Below are 24,694 nucleotides of genomic sequence, written 5' to 3'. Positions count from 1 at the left end.
TAGATCCGAATTCCCAATTGGATGCGGATTTAAAAAAAATTCCTCTATGGTAAGTAGGAGGAATTCAATAACGATGGTTCAAGCAAAGCCTTGTGCCATCTGCCTCGGCGAATGCCGAGAGGCTATAATAAGTATTTAGAAAGCATAATTATAATCAGTTCCTGTCGGGGTAAATTCCTTGAATCGCGATACAGTAGTGCATGCCCATCCCCTGCATCGGCAGCGCGTTCCGCAAATCCGGCAGGCAAAAAGTAGTGGTGCCGTTTCCGCCGAATTTTGTGCCGATCAATGAAAACAGGGCTTGATTGGTGGCAATATTCAGGGTTTGTCCCTCGCAAGGCATCCAGTTTGACGGGGCAAAATCAAACGCGAACAATTGAATATCGCCTAGTAATGGATCCATAAAGATACCTCCTCGCAATTATAAATTTAAACCTTTAAAGTAGATGCTGACAAACCGACAGACATAACTATTTAAACAGCCTTAGTCCCACGGCTTTGCACCCCTGCCTTTTGGCAGGAGTGCCTTTTTTATGCAGCCCATGAAAATTATTATATCATACAAAATCCGCAATAGTTGTTGAAATATGTCGACCAATAATATTTCCTGGAATAATATATGACAAAATACCATTACGTTAAATCAGCCCCTGACAATTTCTCACGAATTGGCCCAAAATTCAAATTTTCCGTTAATTATAACACCTTTTACTTCCATTTTGTCATCAAAAATAACAATATTTGCGTCATATCCTGATTTTATTTTGCCAAGTTCAAGCCCCATGCCGAGAAATTCTGCGGCATATGTGGAAGCCATCCGTAAAGCTTCTTCTATGGGAATAGCAATTTCTTTTACACAATTGCGCACCGCCGTGGCCATGTCCAAGGCCGATCCGGCAAGTATTCCGTCTTCTGTTGCGCATTTTCCGTCTCTACACTCAACTGCATATTCACCCAGCATGAAGTTCCGGCAAGCTTTTCCCACAGGCGGCATGGCATCTGTTATTAAAAACAGCTTCCTCCCTTTGATTCGTTTCACTATGTCTATGGTGGCATAGTGCACATGCAACCCGTCGGCGATTATCCCCGCCCACACGTTTTCCGCCTGCAATGCCGCGCCGACCAGGCCGGGCTCCCGGCTGTTTAATTGCGACATTGCGTTAAATAAATGAGTAACGCATGTTATGCCGTTTTCAAAGCATTTCACCGCGTCACCATAGGTAATGTCCGAATGCCCGGCGGAAAGCAGCACTCCGGCATCTGCCAACATTTTTAAATAATCTGGCCGGACAACTTCCGGCGCGACAGTCAATAATTTTAACGCCTTCGCCTCCGCGGCTTTTATTAATTCATTCAATTCCTCAGCATTAAGGTCTCTTATGTAATTTTTATTATGAACGCCCGCTTTTTTCTCGTTGATATACGGCCCTTCCAAATGCAACCCCAATACCCCGTGCAGCTTTTTATCCAGACAGTATTGCACGGCTTCAACGGCCGATATCATTTTTTCTCTGGAATCGCTGAGCAGAACGGGCAAAAAGTTAGTTGTTCCAAACCGCTTATGCGCCTTACAGATCGTGGAAATGGTTGAAACGCTTGGCTCTTCGTTAAATAAACGGCCGCCCCCGCCGTTGATCTGGATATCAATGAACCCGGGCGCGACGGATAATCCATTCAGGTTGATTGCGGATATGCCCGCGGGCAGATCGGACTGATTGACAATCTCAACTATCTTATCATCGTCAATAATAACCGCTTTATCCGCAAGCAAACGCGTCCCCGTATATACCCTGCAATTATTAATGGCATACATTTGCATTCCACCATTTTTGCTAATTATTTTCTACAATATATCATATTTACGCAATGGATAAATATTTTTTATAAACTATTCACAAAAATATCCACATCCATGCAGGAATCTGTGGATAAGTCAATAGTCCTATAAGCAGGACCATTTTCCTCTTGCCGCTGGCACCGTCAAAAAACATGCAAAAAAAATACCCTCATTTGGAGGGTATGCTAATCAATTTGAACCTACATGAATTTTTTGCTGCTCTTTTCTCCGTTAAATGAAAAAAGTACCGATTTGTTATCCAGAACCGTTTCCAGATGTATAGTGTGTCCCCAGAGAGAATATAAGTAGGGAAGAGTCTTTTCAACATAGTATACATCCAACTCTGTACCTTCATAATGATGTTTCAGATACAACTCGCCATTCTTATTATAATCTCCATTCTGCACCGTGATGTAAGGATAACCGCCATTAGTCAGACCGGCAACAAGACCGTCCCGTACTTTCTCCCAATCTTTTTCATCTACCCGCCATTCATTTCCTACTTTTTTGTAGAGGTATAAATCCATTTCCTCAATTAATTCTTTAGTTAAATAGTTGCGTAAAAATGAAACGTCATTTTCATTTGCGCGGACTTCAAATATTTTTTCTTTACCTTCACCACCGGAACGGCCATACCGCTCTTTTTCCTCGGAAGTAGGGTTATCCCATCGTTTTTCGATGTCTTCAAATATTTTTAAGCCCAGTGTATATGGATTAATACGCGTGCGTGAAGTCTGAATGATGCCGGAGTGCATCTTGGCAAACTCAATCGTTTCATTCACATCCAAATGTATATCGCGCATGATTCGGAGATGCCAATAAGTTGCCCATCCTTCATTCATGATTTTGGTTTCCATTTGAGGCCAAAAATAAAACATCTCCTGTCTGATCACCGACATGATATCCCTTTGCCAGTCTTCTAATTCTTTGCTGTGTTCGATGATGAACAGCATAAGATCCTTCTCAGGCTCTTTAGGAAATTTTTTTTCTTTTTCATCCGCACTCGCGTCCTTGCGCACCTCTTCAAGCTCCCACAAGTCATCGTAAGGAGTTTCCGGGTGTTCAGCATAATTAGCCCGTTTATGCTCATTCTGCCGTCTTTTTCGTAGCTCCTCACCTTTTCTGATCATTATCCTGGGTTCGATGTGTTCCTGTATGGACAGCGCGGCATCGATAAATAATTCCACTTTTGCCCGGCCATGTTTAAACTCGTATTCCCGGAAACGTTCAGACGCCGCAGCCATGGATTCCACCATATCCCGCGAGGTGTTTTTGAAATATGCATTGTTTTTGAAAAAATCGCAATGTGCGAGAACATGCGCCATGACCAGTTTATTCTGTATTATGCTGTTGCCTTCGAGGAGAAAAGCATAGCATGGGTTGGAATTGATCACCATTTCATAGATGCGGCCAAGGTTATAATCGTATTGTGTTTTCATTTTATGGTAGGCCTTGCCGAATGTCCAGTGTGAATAACGGGTGGGCATTCCATAAGCGCCGAAAGTATAAATAATATCCGCCGGGCAAATTTCAAAAAACATATTATAAAAATCCAACCCTAATTCTTTAGCCTTAGCGTTGATAACCTGTAAAGCGTCTTCTAGAATTTTTAATTCGTCTTTCGGATTCATATATGATTCCTCCATAAAATGAGGCATAACACACGGGACTAATTAATTGCCTCACCTTGGGTTTGGCTGAAAAATTTTTTCAAGGCGGGGTAAACTCCACTCTTGTCCTTGATCGTAACACTGGTAAATTTAGGATTGCCGATCCTTTTAAAAGCTGTTCTCAAAGTGCTGGTATAGTAGTAGGCCCCCTCGATCTCACCATAACCAACCATGTTGCATACTTTTAGCAGATCGTTGATTAATTTAATACAGTTGTCATTATCCGAAACAAGATTATCACCGTCAGAAAAGTGAAAAGCATATATATTGTAATCCTGAGGACTGTACCGCTTTTCAATAACATCCAGGGCCAGCTTGTAAACCGATGAACAGCGGGTGCCGCCGCTGGTCCCCTTGGTAAAAAACTCTTCCTCGGTTGTTTCCTTCGCTTCGGTATGGTGGGCAAGAAAAACAATCTGGACGTTATTATACTTTGTACGCAGAAAACGAACCATCCAAAAGAAAAAACTGCGCGCGATATATTTCTCAAAGGGTCCCATTGAACCGGATGTATCCATCATGGCGAGAACAACAGCGTTTGACTCATACTTAAATGTGTTGTCCCAAGTTTTATAACGCAAATCTTCGGGGGTGATACCATGCAATCCCGGTTCTCCTCTTAAAGCGTTTCGCTTTATTACTTCCATAATGGTCCGCTTGCGGTCAATATTGCTCGCTATTCCCTTCTTCCGCACATCTTTGAATTCCACCGACTCCGAAGCAAGTTCCGGTTTCTTTTTTTGTTCCAGGTTCGGCAGGCCAAGATCTTCAAAGATCATTTCCGCCAACTCTTCGATAGTTATGTCGGCTTCATAGTAATCGACACCAGGCTCTTCGCCGGCCCCCTTGCTCTTACCCTGCCCTTTCTGAGGGTCGGCGTAAACAACATCGCCCTTTTTGCTGTTGCCGTCCCCCTGACCGCCATGCTTTTGTTTGCCGTAATCAAAACGGAAGTGGAATTCGTCCAAGGAACGGATCGGTACTTTGATAACTTTACGACCGTCATGCATGATAATGCTTTCTTCGCTGACGATATCCGCCAGGTTTTTCTTTATTGCCTCCCGTACTTTTTCCCGGTGCCGCTCCCGGTCAATCTCTCCCTTGCGATGAAGTGACCAGTCTTCCCGGGAGATTACGAAATCTCCGCCGGACACGGCAACCCCTCCCTTTAAAATATAATTAAACACTTGTTAATCAGCACACTTTCAGCTGTTGGTATAACATTATATGAATAAATAGTTAATAAATGTAACGCGTCAATAAAAATTGTTAACTTGATTAATATATCTAAAAGCCGGTAAGTTTGACTTCCGGCTTTAGACAGCTTACCATTGTTCTGATATCCCTTAATTCAGCAGATAACGCATTATTCGCTAAAAATCTTGATTATTTGATAGGAACTTTATATTCACAAAGCTTTCTTAATATGTTAATTAACCTGTTCTTAACGGTTAAGCAAACTGCCGACGTATTTTAACAACTCATTAGCGCAGGTCGGACAATACCCGTGCTCCGCTATCAGTCTGGCGCTGACCTCGTTTACCCGCTTCAGCTGTTCAGCGTCAGGCGTCTTGGTGGAAGTAGTGATTTTAACCACATCTTTTAGATCGGCAAAAAGTTTTTTTTCGATGGCTTCCCGCAAACGTTCGTGGGAACTGTACTCGAAGCGTTTGTTCTTGCGGGCGTAGCTGGAAAGCCTGATTAGTATTTCTTCCCGGAATGCTTTCTTGGCGCCTTCAGAAACGCCTATTTGTTCTTCTATTGAGCGCATCAGTTTCTCATCCGGATCTAATTCCTCGTCAGTAATGGGATCTTTTAACTTCAAGCCGTTGCAATAAGCCTCCACGTTATCCAGATAGTTATTAAACAAGACTTTGGCGGATTCTTCGTAGGAGTAAACAAACGCCTTCTGCACTTCCTTTTTAGCCATTTCGTCATACTCTTTCCGGGCCACCGAGATAAAATTCAACAAGCGGTCCCGTTCTTCTTTTGTTATCGACGGATGCTGATCCAGCCCCTCTTTCAAAGCGCGCAGTACGTCTAACGGATTAATGCATTGAGTTGCACTGCGAATCAGCGCAGATGAAAGGCGGTTGATTACATAGCGGGGATCGACGCCGCTCATGCCCTCGTCGATAGCTTCTGAATGAAGTTCATGCAAATCTTTCTGTTTAAACCCTTCCACATCTTCACCGTCATAGAGTTTCATTTTTTTAACCAGGTCCATACCCTGTTTTTTTGATTCTTTCATGCGGGATAATACGGAGAAAATGCTGGCTATGCGCAAGGCATGGGGTGCGATGTGAATATTTCGCAAGTCGCTTTGTCTGATTAATTTTTCGTATATCTTCACTTCATCGCTGACTTTCAAATTATAGGGTATTTTCATGACAATGATCCGCGATTGCAGGGCTTCATTTTTCTTGTTGCTGATAAACGTTTTATATTCATTCTCATTAGTGTGCGCCACTATCATTTCATCCGCATAGATCAACGCAAAACGGCCGGCCTTAAAGTTCCCTTCCTGGGAGAGGCTGAGGAGGTTCCATAAAAACTTTTCGTCACATTTAAGCATCTCCTGGAATTCCATCATACCTCTGTTGGCTATGTTTAATTCACCGTCAAAGCGGTAGGCGCGCGGATCCGACTCCGAACCATAGTCGGCTATGGTGGAAAAATCAAGGCTGCCGGTTAAGTCGGCTATGTCCTGAGATTTAGGATCTGAAGGAGTGAACGTGCCAATGCCAACCCGGTCGTCTTCAGATAAAAACACCCTTTCCACAGGAACATTTTCAATATTGCCGGAATACTTGTTTTCTACCATAAGCCGGCATGATGGACACAGTTCACCTTCGATGTAAACATCATACTCCTTTTGAAAATCTTCTCTCAACTCTTTTGGGATCAAATGCAAGGGCTCCTCATGCATCGGACATCCTTTAATACCGTAGACAGCTCCTTCATCGGTGCGGCTATATTTCTCCAACCCCCTTTTCAGCATGGCCACCAAGGTTGATTTACCCCCACTCACCGGTCCCATTAGAAGCAAGATACGCTTTCGCACATCTAAACGGCGCGCCGCCGGATGGAAATACTCCTCTACAAGCTTTTCCAGTGTTTTATCAAGTCCGAATATTTCCGCGGAAAAAAAATTGTATTGCTTAGTGCCATCTTTTTCTTCTATTCCGGCGGACCTGATCATTTTATAAATCCTGGAGTGGGCAAGTTGGGATACAAAAGGCCTTTCTTTTAAAACCTCAAGGTAATCCTGGAATGTCCCTTCCCAGGCAAGCTGTCTTTCTAAGGAGCGGTATTCTTCCAAGCGTCTAATAAAATCCATCGTTTCACTCCTTCCTAATTCATCCAGTCCTTCTACTGCTTTCCATGTTAGGTCTAATTTTGCATGAATAATACATTATATGCAACGCTATCAAAAAGAAGAATGGTAGCAGTCGGCAGCAAAAACGCTATAAATTATGGTATTCATCAATTAAAACTATTATTAGAGATATTATGAACAATAAAAAAAGCCACATGAAATTTGTGGCATAAAGATCATTTGGGTTTTAATATTGGCGCCGGGCTGGTCACCCAGACAGCTGGCTCATTTCTGTTCCTTTACTTTTGTAACATCTCTAACGAAAGGTTGTGCATATAATCCTACATGCCCCCACCAATTTTTTGCTTCCTGATCCAGTGTTCCCTCCACCTGGAAAGATACCTTCTGCACACCTGGAAATTCAGTGACAGTATTTACAATACTCTGAATCCCCAGTTCTTCACCTGCAGCCCCTACGCTAGCATGAAGCACATCCCGGGAAAAATCCACCGTCGCTAAACCGTCCTTTATGGATACCCCCCGGATCTTTGTTCCCGCCGGCAACACCCGTGCCGCGCCGGGCGTAACGGGGTCGGCGTTAATCAACTCTTCCAGCGCCGCTTTGATAACTTCCTCGGTGTAGGGAACTTGGTGCGTTTCCCGGACAAGGCAGGCGTCATCAGCAGTGATTTTGACATAGTATACCGTCAAATTTGTTTTTTGATCATTTTGGGACAGTGCACCTTGAGACGGGGGCGCACCCTGCTCTTGCTCCCCGCTTGGTTGATTGGCGGCTTGGGGTTTACATGCCGCTACAGTCAATAATAATAAAAACAAACTCAGCAGCACGCAGGCAACTCTAGTTTTTCCGCTCTTACTTGACATCAAGTCACATCACCTCTCTTCCAGTATGATACTATTATACTAAACAGCATCATAACATCAACTAATTTGTGATTTTCCCGAAGCCCAACCTGCCAAGCATTGCCAGACAAGCCTGGTCTTCAATATCGGCTTCCAGCGGGTCAAGAGCAATGTTCATACATCTCCTCTTTATGGCGAGGTTTATTAAATAGTCTGTAAGTCTGGCGTTTTTTGGCAACAGGGGGCCATGCAGATAAGAACAAAAAACATTTTTATATCTGGCGCCTTCCAGACCATCTTTCCCGTTGTTGCCGTTGCCGGCAAGAACCTTGCCAAGAGGCTTGCAATTACCCAGGTAAGTTTGTCCGGAATGGTTCTCAAAACCGGCCGCCTTCAGCTTAAAACCCTCAATATCAATCTCAACCGCCACATTTCCCACCAGCCGTTTATCACCGGAGCGGGTATAAAAATCCATGATGCCCAGTCCTGGTATTTTTTCACCGTCACCAGCCAGGTAATATTTCCCCAGCAACTGATATCCACCGCAGATTGCCAGAATCACCAGACCATTCTCAATAGCTTTGATTAATTCTTTTTTACGTTTTAACAGGTCTGCCGCTATCAAGTTTTGCTCGCGGTCCGACCCGCCGCCTATAAAAACAAAATCTTGTTCCATAAAGTCAACATCGTCATTCAGGCTTACCTCGAGTACTGAAACAGGTATGCCACGCCACTGGCAACGCCGTTTAACGGCAATTATATTACCGCGGTCTCCGTACAGATTCAGCAAGTCCGGATACAGATGACAAACATTGATCATCAGCAATCTCCTCAGTAGCCAGGCGTTTAATTATTTTATGAACGGGCCATAGGGCGGTGTAGGTGGTAAACAGATAAGTGCTGCCCGCACGCCCCGACAGCGCATTGCCTATAGCCGTCTTGATGTTCCGGTCAATGGTAATCTTTCCAGGCGGGATACCCGCGTATTTCAGCCGGAGCGCAATTTCCTCACCCCTTTGGCCGGAGCAGATAAAGCATAAGTAAGAACTGCTTTCTTCGCCCAGCAATTCAAAATCCACATCCCACAACCAGGAAATGTCAAGCCCGTCAGCCTCATTATCGTTAATGGCGATGAAAACATCTTTTGCTCCTTCGGCAGCAGCCAAGGTAGCAATTGCTTCATTAAAGCCGGTGGGGTTTTTTACTAAAATCAAGAAAGCCGGCTTATCATGATAGACATAACTTTCCATCCGGCCGGTTACAGTGCGGTACTTACCAAGGCTTTCCAAAACAATATCAACGTCAACTCCTAAACGCAGTCCCACCGATAAAGCCGCCATGGCGTTATATACATTGTACAAGCCTCGCGCTCGGATGTTCAATAACACATCCTTGTTGTCATAAATAAGACGGCATTCCATTCCTTTTTTGGTAGTCACCGTTTCCAGCACCTCCACAAAAGGGTCGGGTCTTTCAAAATAACAGTTGGGGCAACGGTATTTACCCAGCTGCCCGTAATGAAAATAATCATAAATAAGCTGCTCTCCGCAATAAGGACAAAACTTAGCTTCCCTGGTCTGGGAATTGGTTTTGATACAGCGCTGGTGTTTACCCAACCCGTAAAATACTGAAGGCAGTAATTTATTATCACTAAATTGCGACACTAATGGATCATCAGCGTTTAATACAAGAGTGGCGCGCTTAAGTGTTGACAGAGCGTCACGGATTACCCTGATAATTTTGTCCAACTCCCAATAACGGTCCAGCTGATCGCGGAAGAAATTCGTCAAGACCACCACACTGGGGGTTACTTCCGCCAGCACCTTGGGCATTGACGCTTCGTCCACCTCAAGGACGGCATAGTCGCAGTCAATATTTCCTCCCATATCTGCGCTCAGGATAAAGCTTGTAGTAACACCGGTAATCATGTTTGCCCCTTCCCGGTTGGCAATAGTATCGTAACCGGCGTCCATTAGCATTCCCACAATCATATTGCAGGTTGTTGTCTTACCGTTGGTGCCGCTGACCACAATTATCTCTTTACGCACCTGGGCAGCCAGGACACGCAATGAGTCACCATAAAACTTGCGTGCAACCAGACCGGGCAGCGAAGTGCCTTTATTGCCCCGCAGCCGGCTGAGCCAAAATACCGTTTTCCCTGCTAAAATGGCGGCAAATAACTTTAATTTCAATTTATGACCTCCTTTTACTTGTGTCGTGAGGTCAAGTTAACCGCTTGAACAACCTGATTTTTTTTTGAATAAAGATACTCCGCTAGATTTCCTCTTAATTATCCTATCCTCCGCCAGCAGATGATCCACATGGGCAAATACTTCAGAAATGCCAAGGTAGATTTCAAAGCCTTTTATTTGCGGGTAATAAAACCTCATCAACTGGTAGACACTGATACTGTTATTTTCCAGAACTGACGTTAACGCTTTTAACCGCTCCCTGTGATGCTCTCTGGCTTTTTTTACCGCTTCCCGGCTATTGTCAATATTATTTCCATGGCCTGGCAAAATAAGACGTGGATTAAGGTTCTCCAAAAGATCCAATCCGCCGAGATACTGATTGAGAGTCGGCAATCTCGCGGTGAAATTAGTTGGATCAGGCTCCATGTTCGGATTTGGTGTAATATGTTTGAGGATGAAATCGCCGGCCAGTAAGCACATCCCTTCCTGATCATACAGACAGATGTGACCGTCGGAGTGACCGGGCATGTGCATAGTTAAAAGTGCTCCGCCTTCAAACCTTAATGTCTCTCCGCCGGATAATATTGTTACGCCCGTATCAGGCAGCACAGGTTTTCCGACAGGGTCAAAATCATTCAATATTTCTTTCAACGCTTCTGTCGGCATACCGGCCTCCTGAAAAAAAGAAAGCCGTTCCTGATAAAAATCGTAATCAAGGGTCAGCTTGCGGATCTCAAATTGATGAACATAGATCCGCGCCCCGGCAATTTCGTTCAACCAGCGCGCCAAACCGCTATGGTCTGAATGACTGTGGGTCAATATAACTCTGGAAATGTCTTTCAAATCGACACCCAGGGAAGTCAACCCTTCCGCAAGTGATTGTTTCGCCTCCGCTGTTTCCGGACCCGGATCAATCAGAGTGTAGGGCTGGTTTTTCACTAAATATGAGTTTACAGGTCCGACAGGATAAGGCGTATGAACCGTTATTTTATATATTTCCAGCATAGTTTATGCCCTGGTAGGAGAGATCATAAAACCTGAAAAATCGCCCAGTGGCTCTTCCCATTTTATTTCTAAACCTGTAACAACTGCCCTTGCAGGTCCTTGACGGCACCAGTCAATCATTTTATCAACGCCTTCCCGTCCACCTTCAAAAATGCCTTCAACTCTGCCATCCGGCATGTTTTTTATCCAACCTGACAATTTCAAGGTTAAAGCTTGCTCCCGTGCTTTAGCCCGGTAATATACACCCTGCACCTTCCCGCTGATTATTACATGCGCCCGAACTGTAAAAATTTGTTTACTCACGCCTTTTCTTCCATTCTTCTTTAAGCTAGATAATTAATTATACCAAATAATTGTTTATAATTAAATAAAACCTAGCAACTGGTAAAAAAGTGATGCGGATGTAATTTTTACTCATCTTTACCTGCATCAATTTTCTCTGCCGGGGAATCTTCATCATCTGACCCAGCGAAGCTTTTATAAAAGACCCCTTCGTCGCCTACTTCGTAAGGAATTTCATCAACATCTTCCGTCCCCCCCTCTTCATTAGGGTTATACGTGGAATACCCGTAATAAGTTCCGCCTCTCGCCCACTCTTCGTTTGTTTCGCTATAATGGGCTACTTCCCGCCAGGCATCTTCACCGTCATATCCTACGGCTTCAGGATCATCCGTAAAAGTCCTGGCAAAAGGCTTGCCTAAAACTTCCTCTTCAACAGGACGAACATTCTGGTCGGGAAGCGCCTCTTCTGCTTCTTTACAATCCCGGCATTTAGTAGTGTAAGGAACAGCTTCGAGCCGTTCTTTTTGAATTTTTTCACCACAAACGTCACAAATACCGTAAGTGCCATTGTTAATCTTTTCTATAGCCTCATTTACCGCCGCTAATGCTATTGCGGCATTTTCACGCAAGGCAAAGTCCTTGCTCCGTTCAAAAACCTCAGAACCAATGTCCGCCGGGTGATTATCGTAAGTGGACAGTTCACCGACAGAATAACCCAGCGGGACGCTTAATCCTTGCTCATCAAGATATTTAATGCGGTCCTCCAGGTTTTGCTTTAAATCTTCAAGCTTACCTTTAATTTGTGCATATTGTTTTTCCTGCATCATATTACCTCCGTGCATTTAATCGCGCATTTTATGTACCTACCTTTAGGTAGACCAGTCTCACTATCTCAGCGATAAAATCACCTATTAAAGGCAAATTAAGCATAACCAAAATACGCAAGAAATATAAAACAACAGCGCCCAGGATAGTAAAACCGATAGCTATGCCAACCCCCCTGGCCAGCCCGGCGATAAAATTTATATACATCAAGCGCCATGGATGTTCAAGAAGACTCACGTACTCGGCAAGTTTCATCTTCTCGATGCTCACGGACAGATTGTTTATTTTATCTTGAAGAATCTTTAACAACCGTTTTTCATCGTTATCCAAAAAATCACCCTTTACGGTTCTTTAATATATTGTATCCCGCAGCTCCATAAAAAATTGAAAAGGGGCAGCTATTTGCTGTCCCCGCCGTTTATCCAAGGTTTGTCAACACCAATCCAGCTCATTCCGCTCTTTACCAAGATACTGTTTACTCATACCCCCTTATTCACTTTTATCTAAAATATATGTTCGCAGAGTGTAAACTTTCCTGGTATATTATGTTTTCTCTTTTAGCAGACTGGGTTTTCTATATTGCGTGCATCCGCACGACTGCTCCGGCTCAATCCGGGCCAGGGTATTTAGGATAATGCTGCCGATTTTACCGGGCTCACCGTAAAAAATACCGGCCATTTCTTCGTAATCCCACTCTTTGATGACACCTTCAGCGTAATTTACCACCATATCCATACGCCCGTAGCAAGCGCCGATTTCTCGCGCCAAATAAACCTCCGGGCACATGCTTTGCCCTACGATATCCGCGCCCAGCCGGTAAAGCATCTCTACTTCAGCGGGGCTTTCAAAATGCCTGCCATCTGTTACGGCGTAGACACCCCGGTCAAAAACCCTGCCGACTGCTTCCGCCTCGGCACTCCGCACTAATTCCCTTCTTATGCCGGGACAAACCGACTTGCGCATGGTCAATAAAAAAGCTCCGCCCAGGCTTACATCTTTACGCATGGAAAAATCAAGATAGTCGGTGGGGACTATTAGGTCACGCGGCCGCAAAAGCCGGTTAATCGATCCGACCCCGCCCTCCGACACTATTTTTTTCACACCTGCTTCGCGAAACACCCAAAATACCTGGCGTGAAGCATCCGCCCTGGCAATACCGCCTCTCCACCCGTGCATTTTCACTGTTATGATCTTCTTTTTATCTAACATGAATAATTTCAGAGGAGGGCTCACCCCATACGGCGTTTCAAACGTCAGAGCGTCGGCGATAATCCGTGTGTCGCCCCGCTGTAAATCTTCGGGGAAGTTTATTGAAAAAGTGCTTGACCCGCCAATGACGGCAAAATCCACCTGAGGTACTTTTTTAGCTTCCAACAGCGCCCCCTCCTGTTACTTTCTCTCACCACTGACAAAAAGCCTCCCGAAGTTTTCCGGGAGGCTTTATTAAACCGGGTTAGCGCACACTCGCGAGAACATCCGCCAAAACGTTCTTAATATCCTGGTCTCCATTAATGTTCTTGAGAAGGTTTTGTTTTGCATAGTAGTTAATCAACGGCTGTGTCTGGGCTTCATATATATCAAGCCTGTTGCCTACCGCCACCTCATTGTCGTCGCTGCGCTGGTAGAGCTCACCGCCGCAGTTGCACTTTCCTTCTTCCGCAGGTTTATTGAAGATGACATGGTAGCTGGCGCCACAGGAACGGCAAATACGGCGTCCGGTCAGGCGGGCCATTAATCTTTCCCTGGGCACGTCAATATTAATCACACCATCTGCTTTAATGCCTAATTCTTTGAAGGTCTGATCAAGCGCTTCGGCCTGGGCGACCGTCCGGGGGAAGCCATCCAGCAGAAAACCTTTGGCGCAATCGGGTTGAGAAATGCGGTCTTTAACCATACCTACCACCACGGAATCAGGCACTAATTCACCTTTGTCCATATATTCCTTGGCCTTTTTACCCATGTCGGTACCTTCCTTGATTGCCGCACGGAACATATCACCCGTAGACACATGAGTAATTTGCAGATTTTTAACCAGCCCCTCCGCTTGAGTTCCTTTACCTGCTCCCGGCGGTCCCATAATCAAAAGTTTCACAACTATCCCTCCCCTTTTTCTCATTGCAGGATTATCTCTCCAAACTCAACATTGCTATTTTAACATAAATTTGATAAATCTGAAAACAACCGGCGTATAAATATCTATAAAATAATGCTAAATTAAACCCAGACGTTCTGCCTCCGCTATGGCTGTATCAACCATTGTTTTGTCGTTATTGATCTTCTCTCTAACCTGTTCGGCATCCAGCTCATGATTGCCGAACTCACGCTGGACAGTTTCCAATTCAGGGTACATGTCAAAACGTATAAAATACATCTTCAAAAACATTTCCAGAGCTGTTTCCACTACTTCATCCTGACTTATATTATTTTTCTCTGAAACAACTTTGATTAGCCTCAGATACTCATCGCTAATATTAAAGTTCGGCATTTTGTCCCCTCCCTAAGAGGTAATAATTCGACCACAGCCAGTCATTTTCCTTCTGTCCGAACGCATAAGGTTTTTGGGCTGTCAGCAAATCACTGCAGATAATTTCAGCATGGACTCATAATTCACTATAACAACCCAGAAACTTAAAAATAGCTGTCTCCTTTTTTACTTTCTCTAAAGTGTCGACAACCGTTTGTTCACGATTAGAGCCTAAAAAATCAAGCAGAAAAGCATATTTCCCAGGGTCATTACGCATAGGCCTTGATTCAATTCTGGTCAGATTCAAACCGGCGTCTGAAAAAATTTTCAAGATATTGAACAACGCGCCCGCCTTATGTTCCGTTGAAAATACAATTGAACATTTATTGCCGGCTTTATTGCTTTCTTTATTGGATATGAGCAAAAATCTGGTGGCATTAGTCTCATTATCTTCTATATTTTCGAAAAGGACCTCCAAATTATACAATTCTGCGCAAAGCTTGCTGGCAATCGCGGCAGCCGCCCTTGGCTTTTCTTTTGACAGCATCATTGCCGCTCCGGCGGTATCGTAATACGGCATGGAGTCCAGCTTATTCCCGGAAAGAAACCCGCGGCATTGCGCCAACGCTTGAGGATGCGAATACACTACTTTTATTTCACGATAATCCGTACCCGGCAAAGCCAGCAAGCAATGGTGAATTGGTATTTTCACTTCGCCGACAATTTTGATATTTTGCACATCTGCTTCTACCAGCAGGTCATTAACCTGTGTAACCGCGCCCTCTAGCGAGTTTTCCACGGGAACAATGCCAAAATCAAGCTGTCCGTTAACCACCTCATCAAAAACATCAACAAATTCTAAACATGGAATAGGCAGCAGACTTTGGTCCACAATTCTTATCGCAACCTCACCATATGCTCCATGCTCACCCTGAAAGCCAATAAGTTTTAGCTCTTTTTGTTGCAACAGCTTACTTTCATTGATAATTACTTTAAATAAATGCTCAGAAAAATCAGGGCCGACTAGAGCATTTGAACGGCGCCGTATGCCGGCCATTATCTCCTGTTCCCTGCCGGGGTCCGCTATATTTGCCTTCAGCTTTCTTGTACGTAATGTGTGTTCCATTCTTTGATTTACTAATTTTAAAATTTCAAAATCAATCGCATCAATCTTTTTGCGCAGTTTGCCAAGCAAATCTCTTGCTTCCATAAATTCCACCCGTTTTGATTTAATTATTTTTATAATCATACTATAATATAATAAATTTAGGAAAGAGCTATTATTTTTATGAAATTAGTAATTTTATTGTTATTTTGGCATGAGATGTGCTAGACTACAAATAATATGAGTAAAGCTGGTTAAGAGGTGTTTTATAGGTTTGGCAAACAATAAAACAAAGCAGGCGATTGATTTGCTGCTGGACCTGCTCAGAGAGAATGAAATCTTGTCCCTGGAAGAGGTATATTCCAAGTGCAATTGCGAATTTGACGCTCTTGCAGGAGCACTCAGCTCACTTATTGAAAAAGAAGAGATCAGGATTGGGCGGCTTAAAACAAGAGCCGGGTGGCTGATCGGCAATAAAGAGATCGATACTCCGGCGGGGGGTGCAACCTGGCATACCGGGCGTGGGCAAATGAGAAACAGCTTACCGAAAATCCTTAAGGAACTGAAAAAATATAGTCCTGCTCAAGAGATATTACTTGATGACCAGCTTGACCACAATCAGGTAAAATCCATAACAGAACTGCTGTCTGACGGGCAACCGCGCTCTCGCCTGCAGATAACAGCGGCGACAGGCATCGAAAATATTTCTTCGCAAACTTGGCGGCGGTTCGCCCGTTTGCCGGACGGACGGTATACCTTACCCGACAGCAGCGGCGCGAGGGAATATTTTTACGAATATGTCCGGGAGAAGCCCCGGCGCCTGTCGGATCTTCTCCGTATTTTTCAGAAACATAAAAACATTAGAGCAATAATAACGGCTGGAGACAGTCAGGGCAAGTTAATCAGACTTCCCCACGCTCTGCTCACAACCAGCGATTCTCCCGCAGGCAGAACAGAACTGGAACGGCGCCGGCAGCTGAAGCTGTGCAACGACACTTTAAACTCCCTGCCGTCACCGTTTTTTACTTTAGAAGAGCTGGAGATGAATAAAAGCATATTTCAGAGTATAGCTGACAAACATACGGTTAACGCTGTATTAAACGGTAAGGAATACTTTTGCCTGCGCCGGGAATTCCCCGGTGACATTGTAACAGACCAACTCGTGGATATTACCGGACGATACTTTGACCCACCGGCTCGAATTAGCGCCCCGGCTTTTTTAAAAACAATTTCCATGGGTGAAAAGGAAACTTTAAATTTTCTTGGTGTGGAGGAAGAAATCTTAAATCAGTTAATTCAGAACAATAACATTGAAGCTTTTTATCTTGACGGCAAGAGGCGAATGTGGCGCAATGATGTTGAGCAACTAAAAATGAACAGCCCCCTGCTGCGAGACTTATCCCAAAAACATGAAAAGTTAAAAATCCCCCGGGCCGCGGTATTGTTGGGAATCACAACCGGACAAGTCAGACGCCTGGTTAACGAAGGCAAGCTGGAGCCGGCCGGTCATTGCAGTAAAGACGCAAATTCGGGACAACTGTTCACTCGAAGAAATATTGAAGAACTGCAAAAAAGCCTGCCGGAAATCCTATCCGGCTGGAGTTCCGTCGAAAAAACCGGTGGGAGCGGTTCCAGGCGCTGCGGGAAAAAGCAGTTCCTTGCCCCGAAAAGGCCTTTGCTGCGCAAGGAACTCACGCTGGACAATCAGCACCAGTTGCAGCTGGACCGTTTTCAAATTGAAGCAGTCGAAGCCCTCCGCGCCGGTCATTCCGTCCTCTTATCGGCGCCTACCGGCAATGGAAAAACCCTTGTGGCGGAAATACTGGCCAGAGATCTGATGGCTGCCGGAAATGGAATGGTTTACACTTCCCCGCTGAAAGCGCTTTCCAACCAAAAATACAGGGATTTCAAAGAGACATTCGGTTTGGACGCTGTCGGGCTTGTTACCGGAGATATAAGCGTAAATGCCGGCGCGCCGCTGCTAATCATGACCACGGAAATATTCAGAAACTGGTGTCTTGGTGAACCGGAACAATTAAAAAAATCAACATACGTTGTTTTTGATGAGATTCACTACCTTGATGACAGCGAACGGGGCACCACGTGGGAAGAAAGCATCCTGTTCGCCCCGCCGCACATTAAGTTTTTAGGCTTGTCCGCAACGGTGCCTAATATCCGGGAAATTGCAGATTGGATTGGCTCGGTGCGGCGCGAAAAAGTAATTATCATCGAAGAAAAAAAGAGACAAGTGCCCCTGAAAATATGCTGGGTAACGCCAAATGGACAAATAGTTGAAGAGAACGAGGCAAGGCAAGAGGTCGATGAACTGGCTGAATACCTAAAAGCATTCCGCAATAGAAGACAATGGGCGGAGGAGTGAGCAAGACGGAACTGCAGGAATTGTCATGTAGTGAAATCATTGAACAGATTCAAGACAAATTGCCGGCCCTCTTTTTCGTTTTCAGCCGGGGACGCACTGAAATTCTTGCGCAAGACTTAAGCCGGGAATGGGATTTTCTTAATCCTGAAGAAAAAAGCGCCGCCGGGGAAATAATCCGCGCCGCCGAAGCTGAATATCCCGGTACATTTAGCGGGGCGGGCTGGCACATATTGCAGCGGCTGTTATATCAGGGAATAGCTTATCATCACGCCGGCATGCTGCCTCCGGTTAAGTACCTGGTGGAAAACCTTTATTCCAAGCGTCTAATCTGGGTGGTGTTCTGCACGGAAACTTTCGCCGCCGGGGTCAATTTCCCTGCCGCCAGCGCCATATTTGACTCGACCAGAAAATGGGACGGTCATGATTTCCGCATCCTGCAAAACAGGGAATTCTACCAGATGGCCGGACGGGCGGGACGGCGCGGTTTTGATCAGGTCGGTCACGCCATTATTCGCATTGACAGCCGCTTTCCTGAACAAACCGGTTTTTTTGACGAAAATTCTGTTGAGCCGGTTTCCGGCAGGCTGATTATCTCGCCAAACACTGTCCTAAGTTTACTAAGATATAAGTCTGATAGCGAGATTGACCGGTTTTTAAACGATAATTTTAAATCATACCAAACCAGGAAAAGGGAAAAAGAGCTTGCTGAGCAAATAAAATTATCCAAAGAACTTGTCTTGGAATTAACATCAGGCCTCTGTCATGATAGTTTAACCCTCAAATGTCCGATCGAGAGGGCGAGAGCGCACAGGCGGCTGAAGCATTCCCGCCGGCGCGGCAGGAACAAGGAAAAAGAATCGCTAAAAAAACAGCTTGCCTCGTTGAGCCCGAGGAAATGCCGGGATTCAAACAAATGCCGTTCAGGCGTTGAAAAATTAATCAAGGTAAAAATGCATTTAAACACGCTTTACCAAGAATACAAAGTCGTTACAGAACAAGTCGATTCAACCTTTAGAGAATATGGCGAAGTTCGAGATATTCTGGAAAAACTGGGTTACGTAAAAAACAGGGAGTTTTTCCCGCGCGGTTTATTTGCTCTTGAACTGCACGTACAGGAAATATTGGTTACTGAACTGGCCTATTCCGGAATTATTGAAGATGCTGACCCGGCAGAAATAGCGGCTGTTCTAGCGGGCATCGAGTTTATACCCGGTAAAAACACACGGGCAACCTGGCTCGACCTGCCCGCATTGCGGGAAGCTTCTCAAATAAAGTGGGAATTGCTTAGCATGGGCGTCCCGGAAAGATTCTGCATTTGGTCGGATTTGCCCGGCGCGCTTGCTCACGCGTGGTACAGCGGCGCTAGTTTTAACGAGTTATTGGAAATGTCAACTTTTCAACCGGGAGACGTGTTTTCGATCTTCAGGAGGGAAATTGACCTCCTCCGCCAGATTGAACGCGCGGCCGGTGACAACCACAATCTAGCAGAAAGGGTAAGGGCAATCCGGGGACGTCTGGACCGGGAAGAGGTCGCCCTCTGTTTTTAATCATGAGCAATTCCGTATGGGTGTACCGTCTGTACGATACAGCTGAAGAAATCAAGCTGCACCGTGTGGAAGAAATCCTTTCCCAGGAACACCAGACATCAAGAATGCGCCTCTCACGGATTAGACCTAAGTCGATTCAGTTTAAAAATCCGCCCGTATCGGTGGAGTTGGGTGAAATCCCGGTAACGCTTCGCAACCGGATTTATGACGCGCAGTTTACCGCTAGAATATATGATCTCGGTGTAATTGTAATTATTATGCGTATACCGCTGCCGTCGGGCATTAGCTATGAAGATGTCAGAGATCTTGCAGTTGAGCTGAATAAATCAGAAACGATAGAACCGTTATTATACAAGCAGCTGAGAAACACCCTAAAGATTCTTTCCAATGCCTTGATCAAAGAGTCATTTAGCGGATTCGTCGAAGATTTTACCATCTTTTACTTCAGAGAGTGGGATGAAAGCTGGGATCCCGTACCGCTGCTCCTGGCGGAAACCGAAACGGTCAGCAAAGAAGTGCGCCGCGAAACCCTGCGCAACTCTTTTTCTTACGGTTTAGAGGATCTTACTATTATCACGTGGGATTCCGCCCTGGTTTATGACCCTACCGGGAGCACCGACATACCCGACCTGCTTGAGTTCGCCAATTCACAGCTGCTCGAATTGAGGTATTACGACAGCTTGCTGACCGGCGAAATGGAAAAAATGTACGATGCCATCGAAGAAGCGGAGAAACTAACCAGCTTCAGGCGTTTGAATCACTACCGGCGAATCATGAACCAGTTGATGGAGTTGATCGTAGACATCACAGAAATTACAGAAAGAATTGACAACTCCTTGAAAGTAACCGAGGATGTCTTTTACGCAAGAGTTTACGGAACCGCACTTTCAATTTTGCGCACAAAAGCCTGGGAGGAAAGCATCAACCGGAAGATCAATATTATCACCCAAAGCTATACCATGCTGAGCAACAGGAATATTAACCAGCGCTCAGAACTCCTGGAACTTGCCATCGTTTTCCTGATCCTCTTGGAAGTGTTTCTGGGGGTGTTTGGAATCATAAATTAAGTAAAAAATCAGTACATATTTTCCGCACTGGGAAAAAGAGAGATTCCTTTATATTGAAAAGGAATCCCTCTTTTTTTACCTATTCCCACAAATACTTTACGATAATGTAAAGTTCTCATTTAACGGGTAATTAGTTTTTTATTGGAGATAATAACTTTATCTTCTATTGAATGGTGAGGACCAAAGTGATGGCCAGAAATGTATTCCGAAGATTATTATCCCTTGGGCGCGGCCGGGAAAAAAACAAATCTTTTTCAACATGCACTTCTCCTGCCGGTACCGTGAAACTTTCCAGGGACCTGGCTGTTAACTTAAATATGATTAGAGATACTCTGGGCAACAGCATGGATGTTGTAGTTAGAGAATTGCTCGTGTGCCGGACCCGGGTGGCGCTAGTTTATATAAATGGATTAATCAATGAGACCGCCCTGCGGGAAAATGTGATGCGGGCCTTAATGATAGATATGCACAATGTGGAACCCTCGCCCGGTTCGGGGAGTAAGGACCTGGCCGACTCGGTAAAGGAAAAGGTTTTAAGTATCGCCGACGTTAAAAAAATCGGCGATTTTCGCACAGTGCTGGACGGGATTCTCGGAGCCGGCATAGTTTTATTCTTCAACGGTGAAGACACAGGGCTTATCCTGAAGCTGCCGGGTTTTGAAACCAGATCAGTGGAAGAACCGCACACTGAAACTGTAGTCAGGGGGTCCCGGGAGGGTTTTGTCGAAGCACTTTCTGTTAACATCTCCATGCTGCGCCGGAGGATCAAAAGCCCTGACTTGCGGCTGGAGCGTATGCAAGTGGGCGGGGTAACCCAAACCGACATCTGCGTCGCTTACATCAAGGGGATTGTAAACACCAAATTAGTGGATGAGGTGAAAAAGCGCCTGCAGAGAATTGATATTGACGGCGTGCTGGAGTCGGGCTATCTGGAAGAATTTATTGAGGACGCTCCCTTTTCCATATTTCAGACTGTCGGAAACACGGAAAGGCCGGACAAGGTGGCGGCAAAGCTCCTGGAAGGAAGGGTGGCCATCTTTACCGACGGAACACCCATTGTCCTGACTGTGCCTTATCTTTATATTGAATCTTTCCAGGTCAGCGAAGATTATTACTCAAGGTATATACCAGGTTCATTACTCAGAATGATCAGGTTATTATGCGTAATTATCACCGCCGAACTGCCCGCCCTTTATGTGGCCATCACAGCCTACAACCCGGAGGTGCTGCCGTCACCCCTGCTCATCTCCATGGCCTCGTCCAGGGAGGGAGTGCCTTTCCCCGCGATTGGCGAGATTCTGGTGATGGGAGTTTTCTTTCAGATCCTGCGGGAGGCCGGGGTACGCCTGCCCAGGCCGGTGGGCTTGACGGTGAGCCTCGTGGGGGCCTTAGTGGTCGGGGAGGCGGTGGTTTCGGCCGGGCTGGTAAGCGCACCGGCAGTTATAATTATTGCCCTGGCAGGGATTTGTTCTTTCGTGGTCCCCCCACAAAGCGACACCAACCTTCTTCTAAGTCTGTTTTTTACTATTTTAGCCGGGTTCGCCGGTTTCTTCGGATTGTTTCTTGGTTTTGTCCTGGTATTAGCCCACATGGCCTCCCTGCGTTCCTTCGGGGCGCCTTACCTATCACCTGCCGCCCCTCTAAGCCCAGGTGACTTGAAGGATACGTTCATCCGCGCCCCATGGTGGGTAATGACCGGTAGACCCCGCGTTACCGGTTGGAAAAATACCCGGAGAGCAGGGGTAGTTTCATCTCCAAGTCCACCCAGGAACGAGGAGAAGAAACCGGCGCACCGGTACAAGGTGGATGAGTAAATGCTTGAAGAAGGGAGAATATCTAACAGGCAAGCCGCTTTCCTTGTTATCACAACGATACTGTCCACTACCTCCATTGGGTTTCTGCCTTCGATGATATATCAAGAAGCTGCCCAGGACAGTTGGATCTCCATACTCTTACTTACAGTCTACGGCATAGTGGTCGGACGTATTATAATGAGCCTGGGAATGCGTTTTCCCGATAAAACCATTGTCGAGTACGCTGAAATAGTGACCGGACGTATTCCCGGAAAAATCATCGGATTTTTATACGTTCTTTTTTTCCTTTATCTTAATACCTTCCCGATCAGGTTTTTCGGCGAGCTGTCAATTACCTTTTTTATGCCTGAAACTCCTCTGGTGTTTTTTTTGATTGGTATTATTTTTGCCGCCGCCTATGCTGTCCGCAGCGGGCTGGAGGTGATAGCCAGGGCGAACGAAATAATATTGCCCGTGAGTCTGACGATTGGGATTATCCTTGCAATAATGCTGTTTCCGCAGATGGAAATTAAAAATTTTATACCTGTGCTGGAGAAAGGAATCCTGCCCGTGTTTAAAGGAACATATGTCGCTTTGGTCTATTTCGCGGAAACTATCGTGATGGTAATGTTTATACCATATCTTAATACTACCCGCCGGACCAGGGGGATAATTTTCAAAAGCTTTGTGGTTATCAGCTTGTGCGAGTTGCTTGCTGTTGTTTCGACTATAGCTGTCCTGGGCGAGTTGGCCGCGCGTATACCGGTTCCCGCCATCTTCGCGGCCAGGCTGGTCAGCTTGGCCGAACTGATTGAGAGGGTGGAGCCTCTTTTTTTGCTATTGTGGGTTATCGCCGTGTTTGTAAAAGTGAGTGTATTCTATTACTGCTTTGTATTGGCCACGGCCCAATGGCTCAATCTAAAAGAGTACAAAGCTCTGGTGCTGCCTGCCGGTGTGTTGCTAACCGTGCTTTCGGTAGTGCTGTGGGGGAATATTGCTGATTTATATGAGCAAATGGTAAAATTAGTGCCTTATTTTGTTTTTGTCGAAGCAGTCTTGCCATTAGTTCTGCTGGTGGCCGCCTGTCTGCGCGGTAAAGGGGGAACGGCCGGTGAAAATTAAATTATTTCTTGTCTTCTTGATATTGCATCTCTTTGTGACCGGCTGCTGGAACAGGGTGGAACTGGACCGCCGGGCAATTGTCGCCGGATTCGGTGCCGATAAAGCTGAAGAGGAGGGGAAAATACAGGTAACGGTGCAGGTCGTTGATGCCGGGGAAATCAAAGCCATCCCGTTGGCCAGGGGGGGTAGCATGATGAATGCGGTGACAGTATACACCGGCACAGGTTTTACCGCTTTTGACGCCTTCCGCAACCTGTCCATGGTTGTTGGGGAAAAACTATTTCTTTCAGAAGTGAGAGTTCTTGTTATAGGGGAGGAACTAGCCAGGGAAGGCCTTGATAAAGTCATAGACTTCTATGAGCGCGACCATGAGCCAAACATCCGGGACTACCTTATAGTTGTGAAAGGAGGTGAAGCCAAGGAGGTTCTGGAAACTGAACTGAGAATTAATAAAATTTGGGCCTACGGCATTGATAGCATGGTCAAAACCACAATGGCACACAGCAAGGCTCCCGCCACGGAGATCATTGATTTTTTAAAAGCGGTGGAGAGCAAGACCACCGCCCCGGTTGCCACAGTGATCCATGTGCTCCGTAAAGGAAATGAGGAGAACGCAGGGGAGGGAAAATCTAATCAGGACGGAACAACGGCAGTGCAGCCAAAAGAACTTAAAGTATCGGAGACAGCCGTTTTCCGTCACTATAAATTGACCGGCTGGCTGGATGAAAAGGAAAGCCGGGGACTGCTCTGGGTTACCGGAAAAGTAAAAAGCGGGATCATTGTGGTTTCTTCCCCGGAAAAAGAAGACAAGCTGGCCGCGATCGAGATAATCCGGGCCAAGAGTAAAATTAAGCCGGAAATCACGGACGGGAATTTAATTATTAACATTGATGTTTGGGAAGAAGGCAACCTGGGTGAAGAGCAGCCGGATACAATGGATGTTAGCAAACCAATCGTCTTAAAAGAACTTGAGGAGCAAAAAAAGACAGTAATTGAGGACGAGATTAGCGCCGCCGTGATTAAGGCACAAGAACTAAACGCGGATATCTTCGGCTTCGGCGAGGCGGTGCGGCGGAAGTATCCCAGGGAATGGAAACAGTTGGAGGATCAATGGGATGAAATATTCCCCACCTTGGAAGTGAACATCGCGGTAGACGCGAAGATACGCCGCACCGGAAAAATCACAAAATCGGCTGAACCCAAGCCGTAAAGGTGGCTGCCA

At 45.6% G+C, this 24,694-nt stretch carries 22 protein-coding genes and 1 riboswitch; of the genes, 6 read left to right on the top strand and 16 right to left on the bottom strand.

The window, feature by feature from the left end; all coding sequences use genetic code 11:
* Positions 1-154 precede the first annotated feature (154 nt).
* The 16 genes from L9W92_RS11420 to pheA form a co-directional block, all read right to left on the bottom strand.
* The gene (locus tag L9W92_RS11420) at positions 155-403 is read right to left on the bottom strand and encodes a phage tail protein (RefSeq protein ID WP_240083891.1); all 249 of its coding nucleotides are present in this window, start codon (positions 401-403) and stop codon (positions 155-157) included.
* A 45-nt stretch (positions 404-448) separates the two neighbouring features.
* A riboswitch (cyclic di-GMP riboswitch) is annotated at positions 449-537 on the bottom strand.
* Positions 538-661: 124 nt separating this feature from the next.
* On the bottom strand, positions 662-1,813 hold the full coding sequence (gene nagA / locus L9W92_RS11415) for an N-acetylglucosamine-6-phosphate deacetylase (protein ID WP_240083890.1): 1,152 nt from the start codon (positions 1,811-1,813) through the stop codon (positions 662-664).
* Positions 1,814-2,037: 224 nt separating this feature from the next.
* The gene (locus L9W92_RS11410) at positions 2,038-3,468 is read right to left on the bottom strand and encodes a SpoVR family protein (RefSeq protein WP_240083889.1); all 1,431 of its coding nucleotides are present in this window, start codon (positions 3,466-3,468) and stop codon (positions 2,038-2,040) included.
* A 38-nt stretch (positions 3,469-3,506) separates the two neighbouring features.
* Positions 3,507-4,661: a sporulation protein YhbH gene (gene yhbH, locus L9W92_RS11405; RefSeq protein ID WP_240083888.1), complete on the bottom strand. Its 1,155-nt coding sequence runs from the start codon at positions 4,659-4,661 to the stop codon at positions 3,507-3,509.
* Positions 4,662-4,951: 290 nt separating this feature from the next.
* Positions 4,952-6,847 carry an ATP-dependent protease PrkA gene (locus L9W92_RS11400; protein WP_240083887.1) on the bottom strand — a complete coding sequence of 632 codons (1,896 nt, stop codon included), beginning with the start codon at positions 6,845-6,847 and terminating at the stop codon, positions 4,952-4,954.
* A gap of 264 nt (positions 6,848-7,111) precedes the next feature.
* Positions 7,112-7,711, bottom strand: coding sequence for a GerMN domain-containing protein (locus L9W92_RS11395; RefSeq protein ID WP_240083886.1), 600 nt, complete (start codon positions 7,709-7,711; stop codon positions 7,112-7,114).
* Between the two features lie 61 nt (positions 7,712-7,772).
* Positions 7,773-8,510 (bottom strand): type 1 glutamine amidotransferase, encoded by a 738-nt coding sequence (locus L9W92_RS11390; RefSeq protein WP_240083885.1) that lies wholly within the window; start codon positions 8,508-8,510, stop codon positions 7,773-7,775.
* Complete coding sequence (locus L9W92_RS11385) at positions 8,452-9,882, bottom strand: Mur ligase family protein (RefSeq protein WP_240083884.1); 1,431 nt, start codon at positions 9,880-9,882, stop codon at positions 8,452-8,454. The genes L9W92_RS11390 and L9W92_RS11385 overlap by 59 nt, the downstream gene beginning before the upstream one ends.
* Positions 9,883-9,918: 36 nt before the next feature.
* Positions 9,919-10,887, bottom strand: coding sequence for an MBL fold metallo-hydrolase (locus L9W92_RS11380; protein WP_240083883.1), 969 nt, complete (start codon positions 10,885-10,887; stop codon positions 9,919-9,921).
* 3 nt (positions 10,888-10,890) lie between these two features.
* Complete coding sequence (locus L9W92_RS11375; protein WP_240083882.1) at positions 10,891-11,190, bottom strand: acylphosphatase; 300 nt, start codon at positions 11,188-11,190, stop codon at positions 10,891-10,893.
* Positions 11,191-11,297: 107 nt separating this feature from the next.
* A complete protein-coding gene (locus tag L9W92_RS11370; RefSeq protein WP_240083881.1) occupies positions 11,298-11,996 on the bottom strand; it encodes a TraR/DksA C4-type zinc finger protein in 699 nt (232 codons plus the stop codon).
* A 28-nt stretch (positions 11,997-12,024) separates the two neighbouring features.
* Positions 12,025-12,324: a DUF5665 domain-containing protein gene (locus L9W92_RS11365; RefSeq protein WP_240083880.1), complete on the bottom strand. Its 300-nt coding sequence runs from the start codon at positions 12,322-12,324 to the stop codon at positions 12,025-12,027.
* A gap of 213 nt (positions 12,325-12,537) precedes the next feature.
* Positions 12,538-13,368 carry an MTAP family purine nucleoside phosphorylase gene (locus L9W92_RS11360; RefSeq protein ID WP_240083879.1) on the bottom strand — a complete coding sequence of 277 codons (831 nt, stop codon included), beginning with the start codon at positions 13,366-13,368 and terminating at the stop codon, positions 12,538-12,540.
* Positions 13,369-13,447: 79 nt separating this feature from the next.
* Positions 13,448-14,086: an adenylate kinase gene (locus tag L9W92_RS11355; protein ID WP_240083878.1), complete on the bottom strand. Its 639-nt coding sequence runs from the start codon at positions 14,084-14,086 to the stop codon at positions 13,448-13,450.
* A 117-nt stretch (positions 14,087-14,203) separates the two neighbouring features.
* Complete coding sequence (locus L9W92_RS11350; protein ID WP_240083877.1) at positions 14,204-14,479, bottom strand: hypothetical protein; 276 nt, start codon at positions 14,477-14,479, stop codon at positions 14,204-14,206.
* A 115-nt stretch (positions 14,480-14,594) separates the two neighbouring features.
* Positions 14,595-15,668: a prephenate dehydratase gene (gene pheA, locus L9W92_RS11345; protein WP_240083876.1), complete on the bottom strand. Its 1,074-nt coding sequence runs from the start codon at positions 15,666-15,668 to the stop codon at positions 14,595-14,597.
* Positions 15,669-15,837: 169 nt separating this feature from the next.
* Between pheA and L9W92_RS11340 the strand changes: the two genes are divergently transcribed.
* From L9W92_RS11340 to L9W92_RS11315, 6 genes are all read left to right on the top strand, one after another.
* On the top strand, positions 15,838-17,943 hold the full coding sequence (locus tag L9W92_RS11340) for a DEAD/DEAH box helicase (protein ID WP_240083875.1): 2,106 nt from the start codon (positions 15,838-15,840) through the stop codon (positions 17,941-17,943).
* Positions 17,940-19,490 (top strand): helicase-related protein, encoded by a 1,551-nt coding sequence (locus L9W92_RS11335; protein WP_240083874.1) that lies wholly within the window; start codon positions 17,940-17,942, stop codon positions 19,488-19,490. Before L9W92_RS11340 ends, L9W92_RS11335 begins: the two co-directional genes overlap by 4 nt.
* 2 nt (positions 19,491-19,492) lie before the next feature.
* Complete coding sequence (locus L9W92_RS11330; protein ID WP_240083873.1) at positions 19,493-20,557, top strand: hypothetical protein; 1,065 nt, start codon at positions 19,493-19,495, stop codon at positions 20,555-20,557.
* A gap of 188 nt (positions 20,558-20,745) precedes the next feature.
* Complete coding sequence (locus L9W92_RS11325) at positions 20,746-22,371, top strand: spore germination protein (protein WP_240083872.1); 1,626 nt, start codon at positions 20,746-20,748, stop codon at positions 22,369-22,371.
* Positions 22,372-23,472 carry a GerAB/ArcD/ProY family transporter gene (locus L9W92_RS11320; protein WP_240083871.1) on the top strand — a complete coding sequence of 367 codons (1,101 nt, stop codon included), beginning with the start codon at positions 22,372-22,374 and terminating at the stop codon, positions 23,470-23,472. It begins immediately after the preceding gene.
* Positions 23,462-24,682, top strand: coding sequence for a Ger(x)C family spore germination protein (locus L9W92_RS11315; RefSeq protein WP_240083870.1), 1,221 nt, complete (start codon positions 23,462-23,464; stop codon positions 24,680-24,682). Before L9W92_RS11320 ends, L9W92_RS11315 begins: the two co-directional genes overlap by 11 nt.
* Positions 24,683-24,694 lie beyond the last annotated feature (12 nt).

Origin of the sequence: Pelotomaculum terephthalicicum JT (assembly GCF_022410535.1) — a bacterium.
GTDB classification, from domain to species: Bacteria; Bacillota; Desulfotomaculia; order Desulfotomaculales; family Pelotomaculaceae; genus Pelotomaculum_D; species Pelotomaculum_D terephthalicicum.
The sequence above is the reverse complement of the archived record's forward strand: the minus strand, read 5'-3'. Positions and strand labels throughout refer to the sequence as shown.

Coding starts and splice junctions, on each gene's coding strand:
- L9W92_RS11330 (WP_240083873.1), top strand. CDS start 19,493: ATGAGCAATTCCGTATGGGTGTACCGTCTGTACGATACAGCTGAAGAA.
- L9W92_RS11350 (WP_240083877.1), bottom strand. CDS start 14,479: ATGCCGAACTTTAATATTAGCGATGAGTATCTGAGGCTAATCAAAGTT.
- L9W92_RS11420 (WP_240083891.1), bottom strand. CDS start 403: ATGGATCCATTACTAGGCGATATTCAATTGTTCGCGTTTGATTTTGCC.
- L9W92_RS11380 (WP_240083883.1), bottom strand. CDS start 10,887: ATGCTGGAAATATATAAAATAACGGTTCATACGCCTTATCCTGTCGGA.
- nagA (WP_240083890.1), bottom strand. CDS start 1,813: ATGTATGCCATTAATAATTGCAGGGTATATACGGGGACGCGTTTGCTT.
- pheA (WP_240083876.1), bottom strand. CDS start 15,668: ATGGAAGCAAGAGATTTGCTTGGCAAACTGCGCAAAAAGATTGATGCG.
- L9W92_RS11390 (WP_240083885.1), bottom strand. CDS start 8,510: ATGATCAATGTTTGTCATCTGTATCCGGACTTGCTGAATCTGTACGGA.
- L9W92_RS11400 (WP_240083887.1), bottom strand. CDS start 6,847: ATGGATTTTATTAGACGCTTGGAAGAATACCGCTCCTTAGAAAGACAG.
- L9W92_RS11320 (WP_240083871.1), top strand. CDS start 22,372: ATGCTTGAAGAAGGGAGAATATCTAACAGGCAAGCCGCTTTCCTTGTT.
- L9W92_RS11395 (WP_240083886.1), bottom strand. CDS start 7,711: ATGTCAAGTAAGAGCGGAAAAACTAGAGTTGCCTGCGTGCTGCTGAGT.
- L9W92_RS11410 (WP_240083889.1), bottom strand. CDS start 3,468: ATGAATCCGAAAGACGAATTAAAAATTCTAGAAGACGCTTTACAGGTT.
- L9W92_RS11325 (WP_240083872.1), top strand. CDS start 20,746: ATGGCCAGAAATGTATTCCGAAGATTATTATCCCTTGGGCGCGGCCGG.
- L9W92_RS11370 (WP_240083881.1), bottom strand. CDS start 11,996: ATGATGCAGGAAAAACAATATGCACAAATTAAAGGTAAGCTTGAAGAT.